Annotated in this window: 16 protein-coding genes, 2 pseudogenes and 1 riboswitch; of the genes and pseudogenes, 8 read left to right on the top strand and 10 right to left on the bottom strand. The window is 54.2% G+C overall.

Translation table 11 applies throughout. The annotated features are described in order from the left end of the window. The first annotated feature begins 23 nt into the window (after positions 1-23). Both ABMV07_RS04995 and ABMV07_RS04990 read left to right on the top strand, forming a co-directional pair. Positions 24-833 (top strand): SDR family NAD(P)-dependent oxidoreductase, encoded by an 810-nt coding sequence (locus ABMV07_RS04995; protein ID WP_374064952.1) that lies wholly within the window; start codon positions 24-26, stop codon positions 831-833. A gap of 11 nt (positions 834-844) precedes the next feature. After that, entirely contained in the window at positions 845-2,479 is a 1,635-nt protein-coding gene (locus ABMV07_RS04990) for a peptide chain release factor 3 (RefSeq protein ID WP_010934649.1), read from the top strand. Between the two features lie 13 nt (positions 2,480-2,492). Here the strand turns inward: ABMV07_RS04990 and ABMV07_RS04985 are convergent, their stop codons facing one another. Together ABMV07_RS04985 and ABMV07_RS04980 are read right to left on the bottom strand one after the other, a co-directional pair. Then, positions 2,493-2,696, bottom strand: coding sequence for a hypothetical protein (locus ABMV07_RS04985; protein ID WP_088266642.1), 204 nt, complete (start codon positions 2,694-2,696; stop codon positions 2,493-2,495). Positions 2,697-2,723: 27 nt separating this feature from the next. Then, on the bottom strand, positions 2,724-3,377 hold the full coding sequence (locus ABMV07_RS04980; RefSeq protein WP_196977305.1) for a hypothetical protein: 654 nt from the start codon (positions 3,375-3,377) through the stop codon (positions 2,724-2,726). A gap of 264 nt (positions 3,378-3,641) precedes the next feature. Here ABMV07_RS04980 and ABMV07_RS04975 point away from each other — a divergent pair, with 264 nt between their 5' ends. Further along, on the top strand, positions 3,642-5,072 hold the full coding sequence (locus tag ABMV07_RS04975; RefSeq protein WP_088266640.1) for a glyceraldehyde-3-phosphate dehydrogenase: 1,431 nt from the start codon (positions 3,642-3,644) through the stop codon (positions 5,070-5,072). A 490-nt stretch (positions 5,073-5,562) separates the two neighbouring features. Continuing rightward, positions 5,563-5,763, bottom strand: a riboswitch (cobalamin riboswitch). Positions 5,764-6,139: 376 nt separating this feature from the next. On the opposite strand, the pseudogene ABMV07_RS04970 reads toward ABMV07_RS04975, so the two are convergent. Next, positions 6,140-7,359, bottom strand: a pseudogene (locus ABMV07_RS04970) (IS110 family transposase). Between the two features lie 317 nt (positions 7,360-7,676). Then, positions 7,677-7,961, bottom strand: coding sequence for a hypothetical protein (locus ABMV07_RS04965; RefSeq protein WP_197688337.1), 285 nt, complete (start codon positions 7,959-7,961; stop codon positions 7,677-7,679). 403 nt (positions 7,962-8,364) lie between these two features. Here ABMV07_RS04965 and ABMV07_RS04960 point away from each other — a divergent pair. The 3 genes and pseudogenes from ABMV07_RS04960 (at position 8,365) to ABMV07_RS04950 (ending at position 11,656) form a co-directional block, all read left to right on the top strand. Continuing rightward, positions 8,365-9,663, top strand: a pseudogene (locus ABMV07_RS04960) (IS3 family transposase). A gap of 96 nt (positions 9,664-9,759) precedes the next feature. Beyond that, positions 9,760-10,143 (top strand): TetR/AcrR family transcriptional regulator, encoded by a 384-nt coding sequence (locus ABMV07_RS04955; RefSeq protein WP_229255009.1) that lies wholly within the window; start codon positions 9,760-9,762, stop codon positions 10,141-10,143. Positions 10,144-10,396: 253 nt separating this feature from the next. Further along, complete coding sequence (locus ABMV07_RS04950; RefSeq protein ID WP_374064951.1) at positions 10,397-11,656, top strand: DUF6882 domain-containing protein; 1,260 nt, start codon at positions 10,397-10,399, stop codon at positions 11,654-11,656. On the opposite strand, the gene ABMV07_RS04945 is transcribed toward ABMV07_RS04950, so the two are convergent. Next, complete coding sequence (locus ABMV07_RS04945) at positions 11,653-12,705, bottom strand: enoyl-CoA hydratase/isomerase family protein (RefSeq protein ID WP_088268264.1); 1,053 nt, start codon at positions 12,703-12,705, stop codon at positions 11,653-11,655. The two genes, ABMV07_RS04950 and ABMV07_RS04945, sit on opposite strands and share 4 nt — an antisense overlap. Positions 12,706-12,804: 99 nt before the next feature. Here ABMV07_RS04945 and ABMV07_RS04940 point away from each other — a divergent pair, with 99 nt between their 5' ends. Both ABMV07_RS04940 and ABMV07_RS04935 read left to right on the top strand, forming a co-directional pair. Beyond that, positions 12,805-13,605: a Cof-type HAD-IIB family hydrolase gene (locus tag ABMV07_RS04940; protein ID WP_088268266.1), complete on the top strand. Its 801-nt coding sequence runs from the start codon at positions 12,805-12,807 to the stop codon at positions 13,603-13,605. 18 nt (positions 13,606-13,623) lie between these two features. After that, on the top strand, positions 13,624-14,337 hold the full coding sequence (locus ABMV07_RS04935) for a nicotinamide riboside transporter PnuC (RefSeq protein ID WP_088268268.1): 714 nt from the start codon (positions 13,624-13,626) through the stop codon (positions 14,335-14,337). A 75-nt stretch (positions 14,338-14,412) separates the two neighbouring features. Here the strand turns inward: ABMV07_RS04935 and ppk2 are convergent, their stop codons facing one another. From ppk2 to ABMV07_RS04910, 5 genes are all read right to left on the bottom strand, one after another. Continuing rightward, entirely contained in the window at positions 14,413-15,312 is a 900-nt protein-coding gene (ppk2, locus tag ABMV07_RS04930) for a polyphosphate kinase 2 (protein ID WP_088268270.1), read from the bottom strand. A gap of 41 nt (positions 15,313-15,353) precedes the next feature. Next, a complete protein-coding gene (locus ABMV07_RS04925) occupies positions 15,354-16,529 on the bottom strand; it encodes a hypothetical protein (RefSeq protein ID WP_374064950.1) in 1,176 nt (391 codons plus the stop codon). 8 nt (positions 16,530-16,537) lie between these two features. Next, positions 16,538-17,077: an RNA polymerase sigma factor gene (locus ABMV07_RS04920; protein WP_088268274.1), complete on the bottom strand. Its 540-nt coding sequence runs from the start codon at positions 17,075-17,077 to the stop codon at positions 16,538-16,540. Between the two features lie 24 nt (positions 17,078-17,101). Continuing rightward, positions 17,102-17,491 carry a hypothetical protein gene (locus ABMV07_RS04915; RefSeq protein WP_088268276.1) on the bottom strand — a complete coding sequence of 130 codons (390 nt, stop codon included), beginning with the start codon at positions 17,489-17,491 and terminating at the stop codon, positions 17,102-17,104. Between the two features lie 105 nt (positions 17,492-17,596). After that, positions 17,597-17,920 (bottom strand): putative quinol monooxygenase, encoded by a 324-nt coding sequence (locus tag ABMV07_RS04910; RefSeq protein ID WP_088268278.1) that lies wholly within the window; start codon positions 17,918-17,920, stop codon positions 17,597-17,599. Between the last annotated feature and the right edge of the window lie 8 nt (positions 17,921-17,928).

The raw sequence follows: 17,928 nt of genomic DNA, 5'->3' as shown, positions 1-17,928 counted from the left end.
CGGATGGGGTTAGAATCGCTTCCATGATGAGTGAACGCACCTTTGTTGTTACTGGCGCTTCGGATGGAATTGGGGCTGCTGCGGTGCGGCGGCTGCGTCGTCAGTTCCCTGATGATCGTGTGATCATTGTTGGCCGTAATCCGGTGAAGACGCAGGTGGTTGCGCGTGAGTGCGGGGTTCGTTTTCATGTGGCGGATTTTGAGGTTTTGGGTCAGGTGCGCCGGTTGGCTGCGGAGCTTGGTGATCTGCCGCGTATTGATGGGTTGGCGAATAATGCGGGCGGGCTTTTCGACGGTCCCGTCATCACTCGTGACGGGTGGGAGCGGACATGGCAGGTCAATGTGGTGGCACCGTTTTTGTTGACGTCGTTGTTGCGTCCGCAATTGGATTCTGCGACGGTGGTCCAGACGGCGTCGATAGCTAATATGCTGATGTCGTGGTTTCGTCCGGATGATCCTGATTCCTCACGGGGGTTTTCCTCTGAGAGAGCGTACGGTAATGCAAAACTGGGCGATATTTTGATGACTCGTTATTTCCATGCGCATGGTCTGCGTTCGGTGGCATTTCATCCAGGGGTTCTGGCTACGGGTTTTGCGCAGGGAACGTCGGGGATTTTGGGACGGTTGTATTCGGGCGCGATTGGAAAGCGGTTTGATTCTCCTGATGCTGGTGGCCGATTGTTGGTTCGTTTCCTCACGGAGGAGGTGGAGTCGGGGATGTATTACAACAACAAACTTTCGGCGGGCTGGCAGCGTCCGATCGCGCGAAATCCCGAGGTTGCTCCTCGTGTTTTCGATGATCTGAGTTCGCAGCTTGGGGTGAGCTGGGGCTAAGATATTTCCTCATGAGTTCTGTTGCGCAAGAAGCCCATCGCCGTCGTACATTTGCTGTTATCGCTCACCCTGATGCTGGTAAGTCAACGCTGACGGAGGCGTTGGCGTTGCATGCGCATGTGATCAGCGAAGCTGGCGCGGTGCACGGCAAGGGTAATCGTAAGGCGACTGTCTCTGACTGGATGGAGATGGAAAAGGATCGTGGTATTTCGATCGCTTCGTCTGCGCTGCAGTTTGAGTATGCCCCCGAGGGACATTCTGGTGAACCGTTCATGATCAACTTGGTGGATACCCCCGGCCACGCTGATTTCTCCGAGGATACCTACCGTGTGCTGACCGCAGTTGATGCGGCAGTCATGCTTATCGACGCAGCCAAAGGCCTCGAGCCGCAAACTCTCAAACTTTTCCGTGTATGTAAGGCCCGCGGTTTGCCAATCATTACTGTGATCAACAAGTGGGATCGTCCTGGCCGTACTCCGCTCGAGCTTGTCGACGAAATCGTCACCGAAATCGATCTCCAACCTACTCCCCTGTTTTGGCCGGTTGGCGACGCCGGTGATTTCCGCGGTCTTGCACGTATTAACCCCGATGGTGAAGCCGAGGAATACATTCGATTCCTGCGCACCGCTGGTGGATCCACCATCGCCCCAGAGGAGCACTACACGCCGGAGGAAGCCTCCTCCCGTGAGGAAACGGCATGGGACACTGCTGCTGAAGAAGTCGAACTACTGGCGGCGGATGGAGCTGTGCATAATCAAGAGCTCTTCTTGGAGTGCACCACCTCACCACTGATCTTTGCCTCTGCTATGTTGAACTTCGGTGTGCATCAGATTTTGGATACTCTCTGCGAGCTCGCGCCGCAGCCGCATGGCCGAGAATCAGATGAGCGTGCTGTAGAGGCTGCAACTGGTGCTTTTGATTCCTCACGGGAAGTTACTGACGAGTTCTCTGGCGTTGTGTTTAAAGTCCAAGCTGGTATGGACAAAAATCACCGCGACTCCTTGGCATTTATGCGTGTGGTTTCTGGCGAGTTCGATCGTGGCATGCAGGTAACGCATGCGCAATCTGGGCGTAGTTTCTCCACGAAGTACGCACTGACTGTGTTCGGCCGTACCCGTTCGACTGTGGAATCGGCATTTCCTGGCGATATCGTGGGTCTTGTGAACGCGGGATCTTTGGCTCCTGGCGACACAATCTTTGCTGGTCGTAAGGTTCAGTATCCTCCGATGCCACAGTTCGCTCCAGAGCACTTCCGCACACTGCGCGCAAAGTCGCTAGGAAAATACAAACAGTTCCGTAAGGCATTGGATCAGTTGGCAGCTGAAGGCGTTGTTCAGATCCTGAAAAATGATGCGCGTGGCGACGCCGCCCCCGTCATGGCTGCTGTTGGCCCCATGCAGTTCGAGGTCATGATGGCCCGTATGCAAAACGAGTACAACGTAGAAACCGTTGCCGATCCCATCCCATACTCTGTTGCTCGTCGCACCACCCCAGAAACAGCTACAGAGCTGGCAAAGCAACGCGGCGTGGAGATCTTCACGCGTACCGACGGCGAACTGGTTGCGCTGTTTGGTGACAAGTGGAAACTCGCCTTCATCGAAAAAGAGCATCCCGAATTCGAGTTGCTCCCCATGGTTGCTGATTAACAGCCAGTAAGCTTTACCACCGCCGCGCGAGCTTGAGTTCGCGCGGCAAATTCATATCATCACGCGCCCATGCCCCCGATTTTTCTAAGCGCTGATACACCACAGGACAATTGATGCAGCGAGGGTTGCTCCGGCAACACGTCGATTTGATCTTGAGTCCGAGGGGATTATGGGTCACCTTCACGGCGCTCTTTTTCTTAACCTTCTTCGATCCCATACCTAGTAAGTGTAGGCAACCCTAGTACTAAAGGTGAAGTACGCCGATCAACACCAAAATGATCGAGACGGCATAAGCTGCGTACGTCGAAACGCGCTGCGAGTTCGCTCGGGCCACAGTGAACCATTTCCCCACGGGGGAAGTGGGATTCGCACGTACCACCGCCATCACCACCGCCACGGCCGTCGGCAAGCTTAATGCCAAGCTGGCATAGAGAAATAACGCCGCGTAATTAACCAACGACGAAAAACCGGAGACTGAAAGATAGGCAAGGCCGGTAAAAAATGGCACCGACGTCAGAGACTGAATCGCGCCCAGCACAAAACCAGTCGTGACGGTTTTGATACCGGGCTGTTTCAATGGAACGAGAATCTTGTCCACTAAGGTGGAGTTATCCCCGCCTCGCAGCGTCATGATCACGCCAAATACGCCGGTCAGGATCAAAATGATTCCCAAAACCGGCGAAGCAAGAAGTGCCTCCACCTTCTCTTTGACCAAATGGAAAAGTGCCAGCGTGGGGATTGCCGTGACAAATACGCCGAGCCAGTCACCGAGGATCAAGCGGCCAACGATGCCACGATAGTTCTCCCGTGGGGAAACCATGACGGCCACCGCCACAATAACGCCGATGAGGAGGACGTTGACGGAGTCCAATAGTGCGAATCTTGCGGCGTAGAACATTTAAGAGAGTCTACAAGCCACCTCCCCTCCGTGGGGAATGGATGACTGAGAGCACGTTGTAGGCGACGGCTGCCACCGCCGCAGCTACGGGGGTAAGAAAAATCGACTCCTACCCCCATTTTATTAACCCCATTCTTGAGATAATGCACGTTTTTGATGGAAAGTCACTAGCATTGTGGGGGTATGTGAGCGCGTACTACTGCCCTACGCATGCTTCGATGTACTCCCCCTTTGCAAATCCGACATAAGGAACACACGATTCTCATGGCTCAGGACTGGAACGACAAGATCGAATCCGCCCAAAAGATGCTCCCCCTGATCGCACAGCTTCATAACAACAACAATGTTGTGGTGTCTGTTTTCGGCCGCTTGCTCATCAATGTCACCGATATCGACATTGTGAAGGCGCACCGCTACTCCCGCTTAGCCACGGAAACCGAACTGTCCCCTGCCGATACTCTCCCAGTACTCGAGGCACTTCACTCTATTAATGTTGGCCCAGCCTCTATCGACTTGGGCCGTTTGGTAGAGCTTCACCGCAGCAAGGGCGGCGACCTTACACAGTGCCTCACGGAGGAGCTGAGTAGTGTGATTGATACGCGTCCTGCCGAAAACCCAGCAGACGTCGTTCTTTATGGGTTTGGCCGAATCGGTCGCTTGCTCGCCCGCATCCTGATCGCCCGCGAGGCTGCGTATGGTGGCGTGCGCCTTTGCGCCGTCGTCGTCCGCAAGAACGGTGACCAAGACCTACAAAAGCGTGCGTCGTTGCTGCGCCGCGACTCGGTACATGGTGCTTTTAACGGCACGATCACTGTCGACGAGGAGAATAACGTCATTTGGGCAAATGGCACCAAGATTCAGATCATTTATTCCAATGACCCTGCCACCGTCGATTACACCGAATACGGCATTAACGACGCCATCGTGGTGGACAACACCGGCCGCTGGCGCGATCGTGAGGGGCTTTCCCAGCACTTGAAGTCCAAGGGTGTCAAGCGTGTTGTCCTCACCGCTCCAGGCAAGGGCGATTTGAAGAACATCGTCTACGGCATCAACCACGGCGATATCACCGATGCCGATAGCATCGTCACTGCGGCATCCTGCACCACCAACGGCATTACCCCAACGCTGAAGGTCATCAACGATCACTACGGTATCGAGTACGGTCACGTTGAAACCGTCCACTCCTTTACTAATGACCAGAACTTGATCGACAACTTCCACAAGGGTGCTCGTCGTGGTCGCGCCGCCGGCCTGAACATGGTTCTCACGGAAACAGGTGCTGCAAATGCAGTGTCCAAGGCACTTCCGGAGCTCGAAGGAAAACTCACTGGCAATGCCATTCGCGTCCCTACCCCAGATGTGTCGATGGCTGTTTTGAACCTGACGCTTGAAAAGGAAGTCACCCGTGAGGAAGTAAATACTCTCATGGATAAGGTGGCACTACACTCCGACCTGCGCCAGCAGATTTCCTACATTCAGTCGCCCGAGGTTGTTTCCTCTGATTTCGTTGGTACGACGCACGCGGGCATTGTCGACGGCCTCGCTACCATTGCTAACGGCAAGCACTTGGTTCTCTACGTGTGGTACGACAACGAGTTCGGCTACTCCAACCAGGTTATCCGCATCGTCGAGCATGTTGCGGGCGCGCGCCCAACGGTATTGCCCGAGCGTATCGCTTCTGCAGAGCTGTAACAGCATTAAGTAAGTAGCACTGAAGCCTTCTTTTTGTCACAGCAAGGATCACGGCAAAAAGAAGGCTTCAATGTTTTAAAAAGAACGCATTTTCTTTAACCGCCTGCCACAACAGTTGAAGAAAATGCGTTCTTGTTCAATTATCGATGTTTGCTCCCCATTACGTGATACGGTCTGCCATGGCCACATCACAACATTGACAAGTCGCAACACAACGAGGCGAGAGCCCGATTCTGCAATGACCAGCTGCCACAGGGAGCTGACATCTCCACATTCCGATCATTACAGAGCCTCGTTCGCTTAGCGCGAAAATGTACAACTTATCCGTAGACGCGGAAAAGGAAAACGCCTAACGAAGAGCAAATCACCGTTGTGATTATCGGCAGCCTAAGGGCACGATCCGACAAGTATGTAAAGATTTCACATTTGATGCAGTGCACACAGCCATGGTTCAACCACTTTCTTCCGGAGCCCGAATCCCCGCAGGCTTCTACGTATAAAATGTTGAAGCCGGTCTCCTGGCTACCGCGCCCAGTAAAAAGTGCGTCTTTCTACCCTTCCCGCAGGACTGCAGTGGCTAGAAATGGGCATAATATGCGGTTACAGTGGCGGGGTCCGCTGCCAGAATTGCACTGGCATTCCCGATCACTTCAACACACCCAACACTAACACCTTGGTGCGATTTGTACAGACCTCACCCATAAATGAGTTTCAGATCACAATTTTGGCACCATTCCCCACGCACAGCATTACATAGGTAACTACGCTCACATCCATTTTTTGTTCTTGCATATTATTATCCTGACCTTAGGAAATAGGAAGATCATGGGGGGGCGTCGATACGCGAATTAAACGAATGCGGATTGCGGCTACTATCGGAAGTTGTTGCACTGCGTAGTGACAGGAACTATGAGACGCTAGTCACAACCACCTGAGACGGTTCCAGGGGGTGTCCCTATGTTTTTGTCAAGTGTTAAGTTGCCACAGGCGAGTACAGGTATGGGGGCAGTCGTTTAGGCGCGCCTAGTAGCCGGCCAGCGTGTACTGGTCGGCTTTGTCTTTTGTTGTTATGCAGCGACTGGGCGTGGTGGGATTTCTCGGAAGAACTCTTTGTTTTTCAGCATTGCGTAGATGACGTTGCATCGGCGTCGTGCCAGGCAGATAACTGCCGCGTTATGGCGTTTACCTTCGGCGCGTTTACGTTCGTAGTACCGCCGTGAGGGTTCGTGGCTGCGGATAGCCGCGAATGCGGAATAGAACAAAGCGTTTTTCAGTCGCTTATTACCCGATCGTGCTGGGAATTCCCCTCTGATTGATGACCCTGATCGTCGTGTCACTGGTGCGATGCCCGCGTATGCAGCCAGGTGGCCGGCGCTGTCGAAGTCGTAAGCCGTTACCGATCGCAAGTAAGGATCTGCGCTGCGGTCTTGATGCCGACTCCGGGTATGCTCTATCCACGACCTCACAAAGAGGGAAATCGTCAAGCATCCCCTCAACCTGTTCAGCAATGGTGCCCACGTTGCGCTTTGAATGCTTTGATGTTTGCAGCTAGTTGGGGAATGACGAGCTCGGCGGCATCGCTTCCTGGTACGGTGACTGTTTGCGCTTTTAGTGCTGCAAAAATCTCGTCTACCAGCGGGGTAGGGTCTTTTCGTGTGTGCTTGATCATCCAGTTCAGCACCCGATGGTATCCGGCTCGTTTCAGCCCTTGTGGCCCTTTGTAGTGGATCAGCATGTCCAGGATTGGGGTGCGCGTTAGGGTGCTGCCAGCAAGAACTCGTTCCAGGCTGGTGTAGATCTGGGTAAGGATGCTGCGTAGTCGGTTGACGGTGCGGGTGCAATCGCGGGCGATGTCGTCATCGAAGCCGGAGAGCATTTTCAATGCTGATAGAACTTCGTTATTTCGGTCGACGGCACGCAGCGTGTGAGGCATTGTGCGGGCGGTGTCGGCGATGATGAATGCGTCGCGTTTGTGAAGTTTTCGCACGGCCTGGATAGAGATCTGCAGCTTTACGCATAGCTAGACCCGGTAGGTATCCGACTTCGCATCCGCAGGCACGGGCTACAGCAATCGGTAGTGCGCCGATGGTATTGGGTTGATCGACGACCACGAGCACCGTGCCATGCTCTTGAAGCTGGTGGAAAACGCTTGCTAGATCGGACTCGAGTTGAGGCAATGGTTTGTCGAATACTTTGTTGCCGACCGTGGTCGAGAGCGCAGGCGTGGTGCTGAAGACTAGCTGACGTCTAGGCCGAGGAATATGTCGATGGAGTAATCCTGCGACATGGTGAACTCCTAGAAAACGAGATGAATATGTCGTTGTTCCAGTCGCTGGCGTCATGACATTCGTTGCGAGCACCCACGTTACAAAGAGACCTGGATATAGATTCCGGCCGTGTCCCTATCAGCTGTCATCGAACGTCCTGGCACCCGGTGGCAACACCCCCCCGGATCATGGAAACTACAGGGCAAGTAAGCCATACCGGGACCAGCGACTATCCCCATTGTCGGGGATACTCACAAGGTAACGGGCACCCCAGCCTTCGCAAGCCCCGGATGGCTAGAGACCCGCGAGCATGAATCCCCGACGCTTGCGGGCTTCGTCATGTCTTGAAACTGGGCCTCAAACGAGCGGCAGGCTCAGCCCTACTGTCGATGAGCTGCACGGAGTCAATCCGTGCTACGAGCTGGAACTGCTCGATACCATCCTTGGTGGTGAAGTGGTCGGTCTTGAGGCTGTAGGAGATCGCCACACGGTCGCCTGTGTGGATCAGACCGAACACGCCTCGCACGTTGGCGTCAGGCAAGTAGGATGTCAGTTCGACGATTTCAGACTCAACCTCGCCGGTGGTCTTATTGACAAAGGCATTACGTGCGAAAACAGCCATTTTACTGTTGCTCCGCCTGCGCAGTTCGGGAGAAATCTTCGGCTCAGATGCCGCGTGGCCCATAACTAAACCATGGTTAAGCGGATTGGACATTGGTGGAAACCTCCTGTTCAGACGTGAATTTTCTTTCTGTCCAGTGCTCCAAGGCAGCTCTGCTGCCCAAAGAGGATTCTCCGCCCCGCACCGCACCCACCAATGCGCTGGTGGCGCCTCGGGGCAGTTCAACCCAATGTGAGCGCCGCCCTGCCAAGGTCAGCCTGTGTCTGCCAAATGGAAAAACAGCCCTGAACTGCATAATGAACTGCTCCCCATTAGTTGGACTGAGAAATCAGTTTCCGACTAGTGGGGAGTATTTCTTTGAGAGCACGAAGTTCTCTAAGCCAGCAGCAGCAAGAGCAACTCGTTGACTTGTTTAAACATGGAATAGGCTACAGCGCAGCGTCTCGTCAGTTGAGCGTTAGCAAATATGCGGCGCGAAAACTTCTACGCCGATTCAAACTTCATAGCAGGCTGTGTCTTGTGAAAAACCCAACGAAACAGCACCATTCCTTCGAAGTTAAAAAACAGATCGTTGATCGTTTCAACACTGGCCAGTCCAAGATAGATCTTGCCTTGAGAATTCGAGCCGTCTTCGCAGCAACTTGTCTCCCATTGGGTGCGTGCCTAGCGTACAGGTGGTGATGAGGCACTTCGGCCGAAACCGAAGGACAGACCTAAAGGCAGTGCCCGTTCGAAGCCATTGACTAAGGAAGACCGGCTGCACCGTGAGGTGGAGAAACTACGGGCAGAAAACGCGTACTTAAAAAAATGCGGGGACTTAAGAAGCCAGCGACGAAGCTAAAAGTCGAAGCGATCGTCATCCTCAAATCTGACCATCGCCTAGAAGATTTGTTGAACACGGCAGGTCTTGCCCGATCAACATTTTTCTATCACCAACAACGCCTGAACGTGCCGGATAAACATATCGATCTCAAGGAAGCGATCGTCGAGGTCTTCACACAGACGAACCATCGTTACGGCTACCGGAGGATTCATACTCAACTTCGCCAGGACGGGGTGGAATATCAACCATAAGCTGGTCTACAAGCTCATGGACAAGCTAGGCCTTAAATCCAAGGTCAGAGCAAAAAAGAAGTACAACTCGTACAAAGGCACTGTCAGTCACATCGCGGAGAATATGCTAGATCGATACTTCACGCCCGATAAACCAAACACAGTGTAGACGAGTGATGTCACGAAGTTTCGCATTGCCGGTACCAAGGTTTACCTGTCACCAATCATGGATCTCTATGACCGCTCAACCGTGTCGTATAGTGTGTCTACCTCGCCAAATACAGCGTTTACGTCAAAGTCATTGAAAGATGCCATCACAAGCCAATCTCCCGGAAGCGGCTTACTGGTACACACAGATCAAAGGATCCAGTACCAGCATTCCAGCTGGCGTGACCTCATCACAAGTGTCGACGGCATCCAATCGATGCCCAGGAAAGGCAACTGCTACGACAATGCTGTAATGGAAAACTTCTTCGGACACCTCAAATCAGAGACGTACCACGGTGAATCATTCGACAGTCTCGAGCACTTCAGGCAGGCCCTGGATGACTACATACACTGGTATAACCACGAACGCATTCAGAAACGGCTCAAGGGCCTGACCCCGATGCACTACCGGAACCAGACCCTTGAACCACTAACCACCTAGAATTAAACCAGTCCAACTTTCGGGGGCTAGTTCAGCCCCATCAAATCACGGTGTCTCCGCCACCCACTGGAAACTCCGCGTTTCCCCACGGAAAGAATGACTATGGCGAGCTTAAGAGAAACAAAGAAGATCGCAACCAAAAAGCCCCTTGCTCATGCCGCCGCTTCCCTCGTCGTTGAAGCAGGCCTCGACGCTGCGACCGTATCCGCTATCGCCCAACGCGCTGGAGTTTCTCAACGCACCTTCCACAACTACTTCAATTCCCGTGAGGAAGCGCTGGTTGCTTCTACCTTCGAATGCATCACCGCACTCGTCGACGATATGACGCTTCTCCCCGACGATTGGTCGTTGTACCGCAAAACCGAAGCGGTTGTGCTCAAGCATCTTGAAAAGATGAAGCAGACCCCGTTTCGCTCTATTCAATTTCTACGTTCAACGAGCACCTGCACGCTCACGCGACCCAAGTTGAGCTGGCCATGATGAACGAGAATCGGCACCACATCAATGAGCTTGTGGCAAAGATTTCCCAGATCTTGATCCGTTTACGCTCCGAGTGCAACTGTCCATCTCTAGCGCAGTCGCCTCTACCGCGTTGAAGGCTTATTTTGAGCAGCACGGCGTGAATAATTTCACGAATCCAGAGGCAGCGAAAAACTAGTCACCACAGCCTTTGACCAACTGCGTACGATGGAGGTTTAATTAACCGTTTCCGCCACGAAAAGGATCATCCGCAGTGCTGCTGCCTGAACCAACAACGCTACGCCACGTGCTTATCGACGGCACCATCCCACAAGTTGTCACCGATGAAGCCCTCATCAAAGACTTTGGTCATCCCTACGAATACGCCTTTAACCGGACGCCACAGGGATACCAAGTCCAATGGAACACCCCCAAAGGGGGCTACACCCTCGACGCCGTAGTAGCAGCCCATATTGATCCCGACGACCAGTGGTACTGGCATCAGCAATTTGCGTTCGCTATCCCCGAGTTAGCCGAAGGTCCCCACCACAGTAGCGAAGAGCTGTTAACCGCAGCCCGTACATTAAACGGTAATGGCCCTGCCTACTTGGTCCCCACTGAAGACGGACACACTGATGTCATCGTGGCTACTCCGTCTTTTCCGCAGCTCCCCCTCGCTCACGCCCTGACGTTGGGATTAGGACAGGCCCGCAACAACAACCTCACTGACGACGAAATCCGGCGGGCCATCATCGCGTTTGCTGCCCAAAATGATTATTCAGTCGCAGAAGACGGCCTCATTCTGTGTGTTCGCTCCGACAATGGCGAACAGGCTCACGTTGATATTGCCCGACTCAAAGTCCGCGATCTGCAATCCACAACTCCCCAATTACGCCTGACCGATGTGCTAGCAGACGCTACCTTTGTCGCCGCTGAACACCAGCTCCTCCTCAACGGCCGATTCCCCGACGTCCACGCCACAACGAACGACCACTGCTCCGTGGTTACGCTTACTACTCCAACGGGGCGAACCCTGCGCGCACGAGCATTACTCATAGCCACCCTCCGTGGGGAAACTCTGCAATGGTCGTGGGCAGATCCGGCCGTATGCGATCTCCCCGGCGCGAAAGCGGCGCTAGGAGTAAAGAATTTTGCCATCGACAATGGACTCGGCATGTTGTTGGGCCAGGTAGATGCATCGACAGCTCTTTCCCAGCGGCTCTACGATGCAGCCAAGCCTGTGTCTCGTTTTTGGACTGATGTCCGCGTACCTCTTAGTGATGGCAGTACTGCAATTATGCTCATTGACGCCCCTGAGCTGCGTCTACCGCCGCCGTCTCATGCGGCCGTGTTTGCAACCTTGCATGAGACGGTTCCCCACGGGAGGGATATTCGACGCGCGCTTTCCTATTATGGTGCGTTCCGTCGTATCACTATCGATGATGTGGATTATCGTACGGTGCGCGTGCATGCGCCGTCGGCCCCTATTCAGGTATCGATGGACGCATGTGGCGGGGTGTGCAGCATCGTCTAGTTCTTGAGAAGTTTCCTCACGGCCGTGGCATCGACTTCCCCAGTGGTTGCTGGTGTGAAATCGGCGTTGCGGTCTTTGTCTACGAGGACTGCGCGTACTCCTTCAGCGAAGTTGGGTCGGCTGCGGATGTATTCCCCGAGTACGACTTCGTGATCAAGTTCTTCTCGCAAGGTGGTACTGCGTGCAGAAGCAACCATGAGTTCTACTGCCGCGACGAGTGATTCTGGGTTTGCAGTGCTAAGTAGCTCGGTTACGGTGTTGACGAACTCGCGGTCTGGGTAGGTGGCGAGTGCTTCCTCGATTTGTGCCCACGTGGGAAAACCGAAGGTTTTCTCGATGTGCGGTAGCAGTGTCGCGAGTTCGCTATCGCCGACGGTGTCTACGCTGTAGCGTTCGAGTGCTTCATCGAGAGATTCTGCGTAGACAGTTTCGCGGAAGAGGTCGTGGTCAGCGCTGGGGACTATATCGGTCGCTAGTCCGGACCAGATCATGTCGGCGGCTGTCATACGCCATCCGGTGGTCACGAGGAAGGTGGCAAGTGCGTGGGAGGTGCTTCCTGTTGCGTTGGTCATTCGTTGGAACATGTAGGCCATACCGACATCGGGGGTGAATCCGATAGCCATTTCGGGCATGGCGGCGCTGACTTTTTCGCTAATCACTCGGTGAGATCCGTGGGCAGACAGTCCGAGTCCACCGCCCATGACGAAGCCGTCGATAAGCGAAATGTAGGGCTTGGGGAATTCGGAGATGTTGTTATTCATGTCGTATTCGTCGACAAAGAATTGGTCTGCTTCCCCGCAGCGGCCGGCTTGGATTGCATCGCGAGCGGCGCGGACGTCGCCACCTGCACAAAAGGCCTTGGGCGAATTGGAATAAACGAGCACTCGGTGGACTGCGTCGTCGTCCCACCATTGATCGAGTGCTTGGTCGATGATGTTAACCATCTCGTGGGTTAGCGAGTTGAGTGCTTGGGGGCGGTTGAGTTCTAACACTCCTGTGGAGTTTTCTACGTAGGCTCGTACGGGCGCTGCTGAGGTTTTGTTATTCATGTCAGCCAGTGTTCCATATCACCCGTCATTGTGCATGTGGTTTCCGACACCGAACGGCGAATGCTCGAGTCCCCACGGAGGTAGGTAAAGTAGTTTCTTATGACTCCACGCATCATTGTCACTGATATGGACGGCACCTTACTTAATAGCGAGCACGAAATACCGGCGCGCTTTTGGCCGCTTCTCGACGAGATGCACGAGCAAGGAATCGTGTTCGCTCCGGCCAGCGGCCGCCAGCTCTACACTTTGTTGGATCAATTTGCGCAGGCCGGAAAACATTTAAGTGTGATCGCAGAAAATGGCACCGTGGTCTATCACGAGGGCGAGATCATTTCCGTGACCACTATCGACCCCGAGGTAGCGCACCGCGTTATTCGTACCATGTCGCACAGCGATCTCGACTGGGGCGTCGTTGTCTGCCGTGTCGACGGTGCGTTCATTGCGCGTGGCGACGTCGAGTTCCTGACCGAAACCGTGCGCTACTATGCAAAACTTGATGTGGTTGACGACCTCCACAGCGTTGTCAACGATCAGGTCATCAAACTCGCCATCTATTCCTTCCCCGATGCTGAGACAGTAGCAGCCCCTGCTCTCGCCGAAAGTGTGGGCGACCATACCCTCGTCATCTCCGGGGCACATTGGATCGACATCATGAGTCAGCACGCGAACAAAGGCGTCGCACTCCAGCAACTAGCAGACAACCTCGGAGTTCCCATTGAGCACACCGCCGCCTTCGGCGACTACCTCAACGACTACGAACTGCTCCAAACTGCTGGAACTGCCTATGCCATGTCCAACGCACACCCTGATATTAAAGACATTGCTGATCACGTCGTCGGTTCCAACGATGAAGAAGCAGTGCTCACAACAATCCACAGCCTCCTGACCGCAGCAAAATAACCCCTCGACACCATCACCGTGAATATTCTCAATCAACTCCTCAACGCCACCCTCTACATCGGAGGAATTCCAATCCTGTGGCGAGAAATCATCGGCAACCTCTTCGGTCTCGCATCCGCATATGGCGGAATGAAGCGAGTGGTTTGGGCATGGCCCGTTGGTATCATCGGCAACCTCCTCCTCTTTACAGTCTTCCTCGGCGGTGTTTTCCACACCCCACAAGACCTCGACCTCTACGGCCAAGCTGGTCGCCAAATCATGTTCCTCGTCGTAAGCACCTATGGATGGTGGAAATGGTCGCAGGCCCGCAAGACGGGTCTGAAAGAATGCCAAGACCTCGACCCTTCACGCTCCATCGTCAGCGAACCAGCCGAAGAATTAAGCGCCGTCCAGCCACGCTGGGCAACCCGTAATGAACGATTCGGACTAATCGCCTTCGCAATCATAGGCACCCTCGTATTCGCTTGGATCTTCCAAGCACTCGGCTCATGGGGCCCCTGGGCTGACGCCTGGATCTTCACTGGCTCCATGCTGGCTACCTACGGAATGGCACGTGGCTGGACTGAATTCTGGCTCATCTGGATCGGTGTCGACATCGTGGGAGTCCCCCTCCTTCTCATGGCCGGCTTCTATCCTTCCGCAGTGCTGTACATGGTCTACGGTGCGTTTGTGCTGTGGGGATTTTTTGTGTGGCTGCGTATCCAACACCCCCGTGGGGAAACTACGCGCTAAATCACTATGAAAAACTCCCTTGGCCTCTGTTGATTGCATGAGCGCCAAGGGAGTATTTGTTAGGAGTGTATTGCGTTACTTTTTGTTCTTCTTTGACTTTGATGTCTTTTTCTTTTTGCCAGATCCTGCGCCTTTTTCACATGCGGCAGCGACATCGGGAACGTAGCGGAAATCAGAACGTGGTGGCCGCTCGTAGTCTTTGTCTTGGGCTGGACGTTCAGGGATGTCGGGTAGTGGGCGATCGATCTTCTCGTAGGGGATCGTCGAAAGCAAATGGCTAATGACGTTGATGCGTGAACGCTTTTTATCCTCCGACTCCACGGTGTACCACGGTGCTGAGGGGATGTCTGTGTGCACAAACATCTCGTCTTTGGCGCGAGAATAATCTTCCCAGCGAGTGATCGACTGTAGGTCCATGGGCGAAAGCTTCCAGCGACGCAGCGGATCGTTGCGGCGCGACTTAAAGCGCGCAATTTGTTCTTCGTCGGAGACTGAGAACCAGTATTTGCGCAGCATGATGCCGTCTTCGACTAGGAGGCGTTCAAAAATTGGGGCTTGGTGGAGGAAACGTCGATACTCTTGCGAGGTACAAAAGCCCATCACGCGTTCGACACCGGCACGGTTGTACCATGAACGGTCGAAGATCACGATCTCACCTGCGGTGGGCAGCTTTTCGACGTACCTCTGGAAGTACCACTGACCTTGTTCCCGTGAATTAGGTGCAGGCAGTGCTTCGATGCGGCATGTTCTTGGGTTGAGGTACTGCGTAATTCGCTTAATCGCAGAGCCTTTCCCTGCAGCGTCGCGGCCTTCCATGATAATGACCACGCGGGCGCCTGTTTCTACAACCCACTGCTGCATATCGACTAGCTCCGCCTGCAAGCGCTTTAGCTCTGCTTCATAGGCTTGCTTGTCGAGCTTGGCTGGACGTGTGCTCTTTGTCGATTCTGCGGCTTTCTTCCCTTGTGCACTCATACTCACTAACCCTACCGACCGCACCTACCGTCTGGGGGGCATTAAGGCACACAAACCGGCTCGTATGTCTCCTTTAGGGGTACTCCAGCCGGTGCTTGTTCGTCTGAGTCATATTCCACATCGATTTTCGTGTACACCTCAAGGTTGTAGCCGCACGTGCGTTTGTTCGTGGCCGTCACCTTCACCGGATAGGTCTTCCACTGTCCTTGGGCACAGTTCGGGTCGCAAGCATTAAGCCATGCTTTGCCGTGGGCATGCGCTGCTTCATCGCCCCATTTTCCCCACGTAAGATCAGAAATAACGTGATTGTTATCCCCACATGCAAGAGATAATAACTCTGGCCCTTGGGTGCCATTCAAACGCACGCAATCGACAATGCCTGCTGCGTCAATACTGGTAGTAACACTGGGGATGAGCCCCACTACGCGTACAAGTTGCCCAGTTGCTGGCAGAATGTCAAAGCTAAGCTGGTCTTTGTCACGAATTACTGACACGATCTCATCGTCACCGTTGTTCTGCGCCTGTTGTGCATGCGCCAACTCGTTTCCTGACAGTTGTGCTAGGAAGGCGTAGAGCTGTTTTTGTGCAGCGGGGCTTGCGCCTGGGACTAGGAGGAGGTGGAGGGCAGTTTTCGCCTCCGAGCCTTCGCCTATCGACGCCGCATGGTCGCGGATAAAGGCCGCCATATCCGTTGCGGTATTGAGCTGGACGGGGGAAATTTTCGGTTCTGGAGTCTGTGCTCGCTGTGCGAGCTCGGGGGAAAGTTCGCCATCAGTATCCACACTGTGCGTTACTGCCCCATCGTGGACTTCATAGGCCACGGTGACTGTGCCAGTGCCATCGGTATCACTTCGTCGCAAAAAGTCGGAGGTGGTAGCTGCGATGTCACTAACTTGGGCTTTATGCCCTGCACGATCGGCAGTAGTTGTCAGTACTTCCTCGGCTGTTGCGACGGCCGGGTTGGTATCGAGCACGTTGGGAAGAGTTAATCCGCCGCCTGCAAGTAAAGCCACGGATGCCGCGATAGCAGCCCATTGCATAGGAGCGGATACGCGACGACGTCGCAATGGGGTCACTGTGGCTTGATCGAGGATCGCTGCCAAGGAGGCGTCGCGACGCAACGTTTCCTCACGGGAGAGGGTGTCGTCGGCGACGGGATTGATCGCGCGGAGGGCATCGAGTGTGCGATCGGAAGAGTGGTGATGGTGAGAGGACATGATGATCGTTACCCCCTCCGTGGGGAAAGTGTGGTCACTGAAGCGGTGGTGGATGAGGACAAAATCTGATCGAGATGTGTGCGAGCACGGTGTAATTTGACGCGCGCGTTGTTTGCGCTGATGTCAAGAACTTGGGCGATTTCTGCGGGGTCGAGGCCTTCCCATGCGTGTAGGAGGAGGATTTCTCGATCGGATTCATTTAGGCGTTGCAGGGCCGCATGGATACTCAAGCTGGTGTCGACAGCATCGGTGAGGTCGGGAGTGCGATCGGTTACTTGTTGAGCACTGGCCTTGATGATGTTGGTCTGATGGTCGCGGGCGCGATAGTGCTCGAGGAGCACGTTGCGGGCGATGCCGTAGAGCCATGGCAGGTCGTCGCCGGTGTGTGTTTCCCAGTGTCGCCACGCACGGGCGAACACTTCCGCTGTGAGGTCTTCGCTGGTTGCGGTGTCGCTGCGTCGACGAACGTACGCCAAGATCTTGGGATAGTTGGGTACGTAACAGGTGCGGAAGTGCTCGCGCGGGTCGTGAGGGTTGCGTCGTGCCACTGGGTACTTTCTATTGGTTGAAGGTTACTGGTCGCCGTTTCCCGCGGATGGGAAGGTGACGGTACCGGTAAGCCCAGAGTCACAGGTAACAGTTACGGTGTGGTAGCCGTCAGCAGGCCCTGGGACAATGTTGTTGGGGGCGGTAACAAAACCGATGAGCTCTCCCCTATCAGCTGCTGGGTATAGGTCGGCGGTGACACCGAAGCTGGTTGTGAGCTTGGCATGAGTGTCGGTGGGAGCGCACGGCGAGCTAATCATGATCTCATTATTGGGCTTGAGCAGGCCGTCGATGTGGACTTGTGCAACCTCTGGTATCGAGGCCATTTGGCTGGAGTTGTGGTAGATCCATCCGCCGCCAACAGATCCGGCAACAGCAGTGGCACCAATGGCTGCGAGAGCGATTGTTTTGAACATGGTGTGCTCCTAACGTGAGTGAATTCGAAAGGCGAAATTTTCGCTCTTCACTACTGTTTGTGCGTAAAAAAGGGCCGCCATTACAGTGGCCCCGAAAAAAGTTTTTTACTCAACAACAAATTCAGCCATGGTGTCCCATTCGGCCTTACCGGGGATGGAGACGTTAATAATCTTTGGTGTTTCTAGGAGGTAGCGAGGAATTTCTTCGCATGCACGCTGGAATTCCGCGGACTGTACGTGTGCCACATCGCTGCCGTCTTTGAAGCCTTCGACCAAGATAAATTCGTTGTATTTTTCAGGGTTTTTAAACCAGTCGAAAAAGAGGTTGCCTTCTTCGGCGCGGCAAGCGTCGGTAAACCACTTCACCTCATCAAGAAAGGTATCGACGTATTCGGGGCGCACTTGGTATTTCACGTTGATCAAAATCATGCGTCCCA

Source organism: Corynebacterium belfantii (genome assembly GCF_041898185.1).
GTDB lineage: Bacteria > Actinomycetota > Actinomycetes > Mycobacteriales > Mycobacteriaceae > Corynebacterium > Corynebacterium belfantii.
The sequence above is the reverse complement of the archived record's forward strand: the minus strand, read 5'-3'. Positions and strand labels throughout refer to the sequence as shown.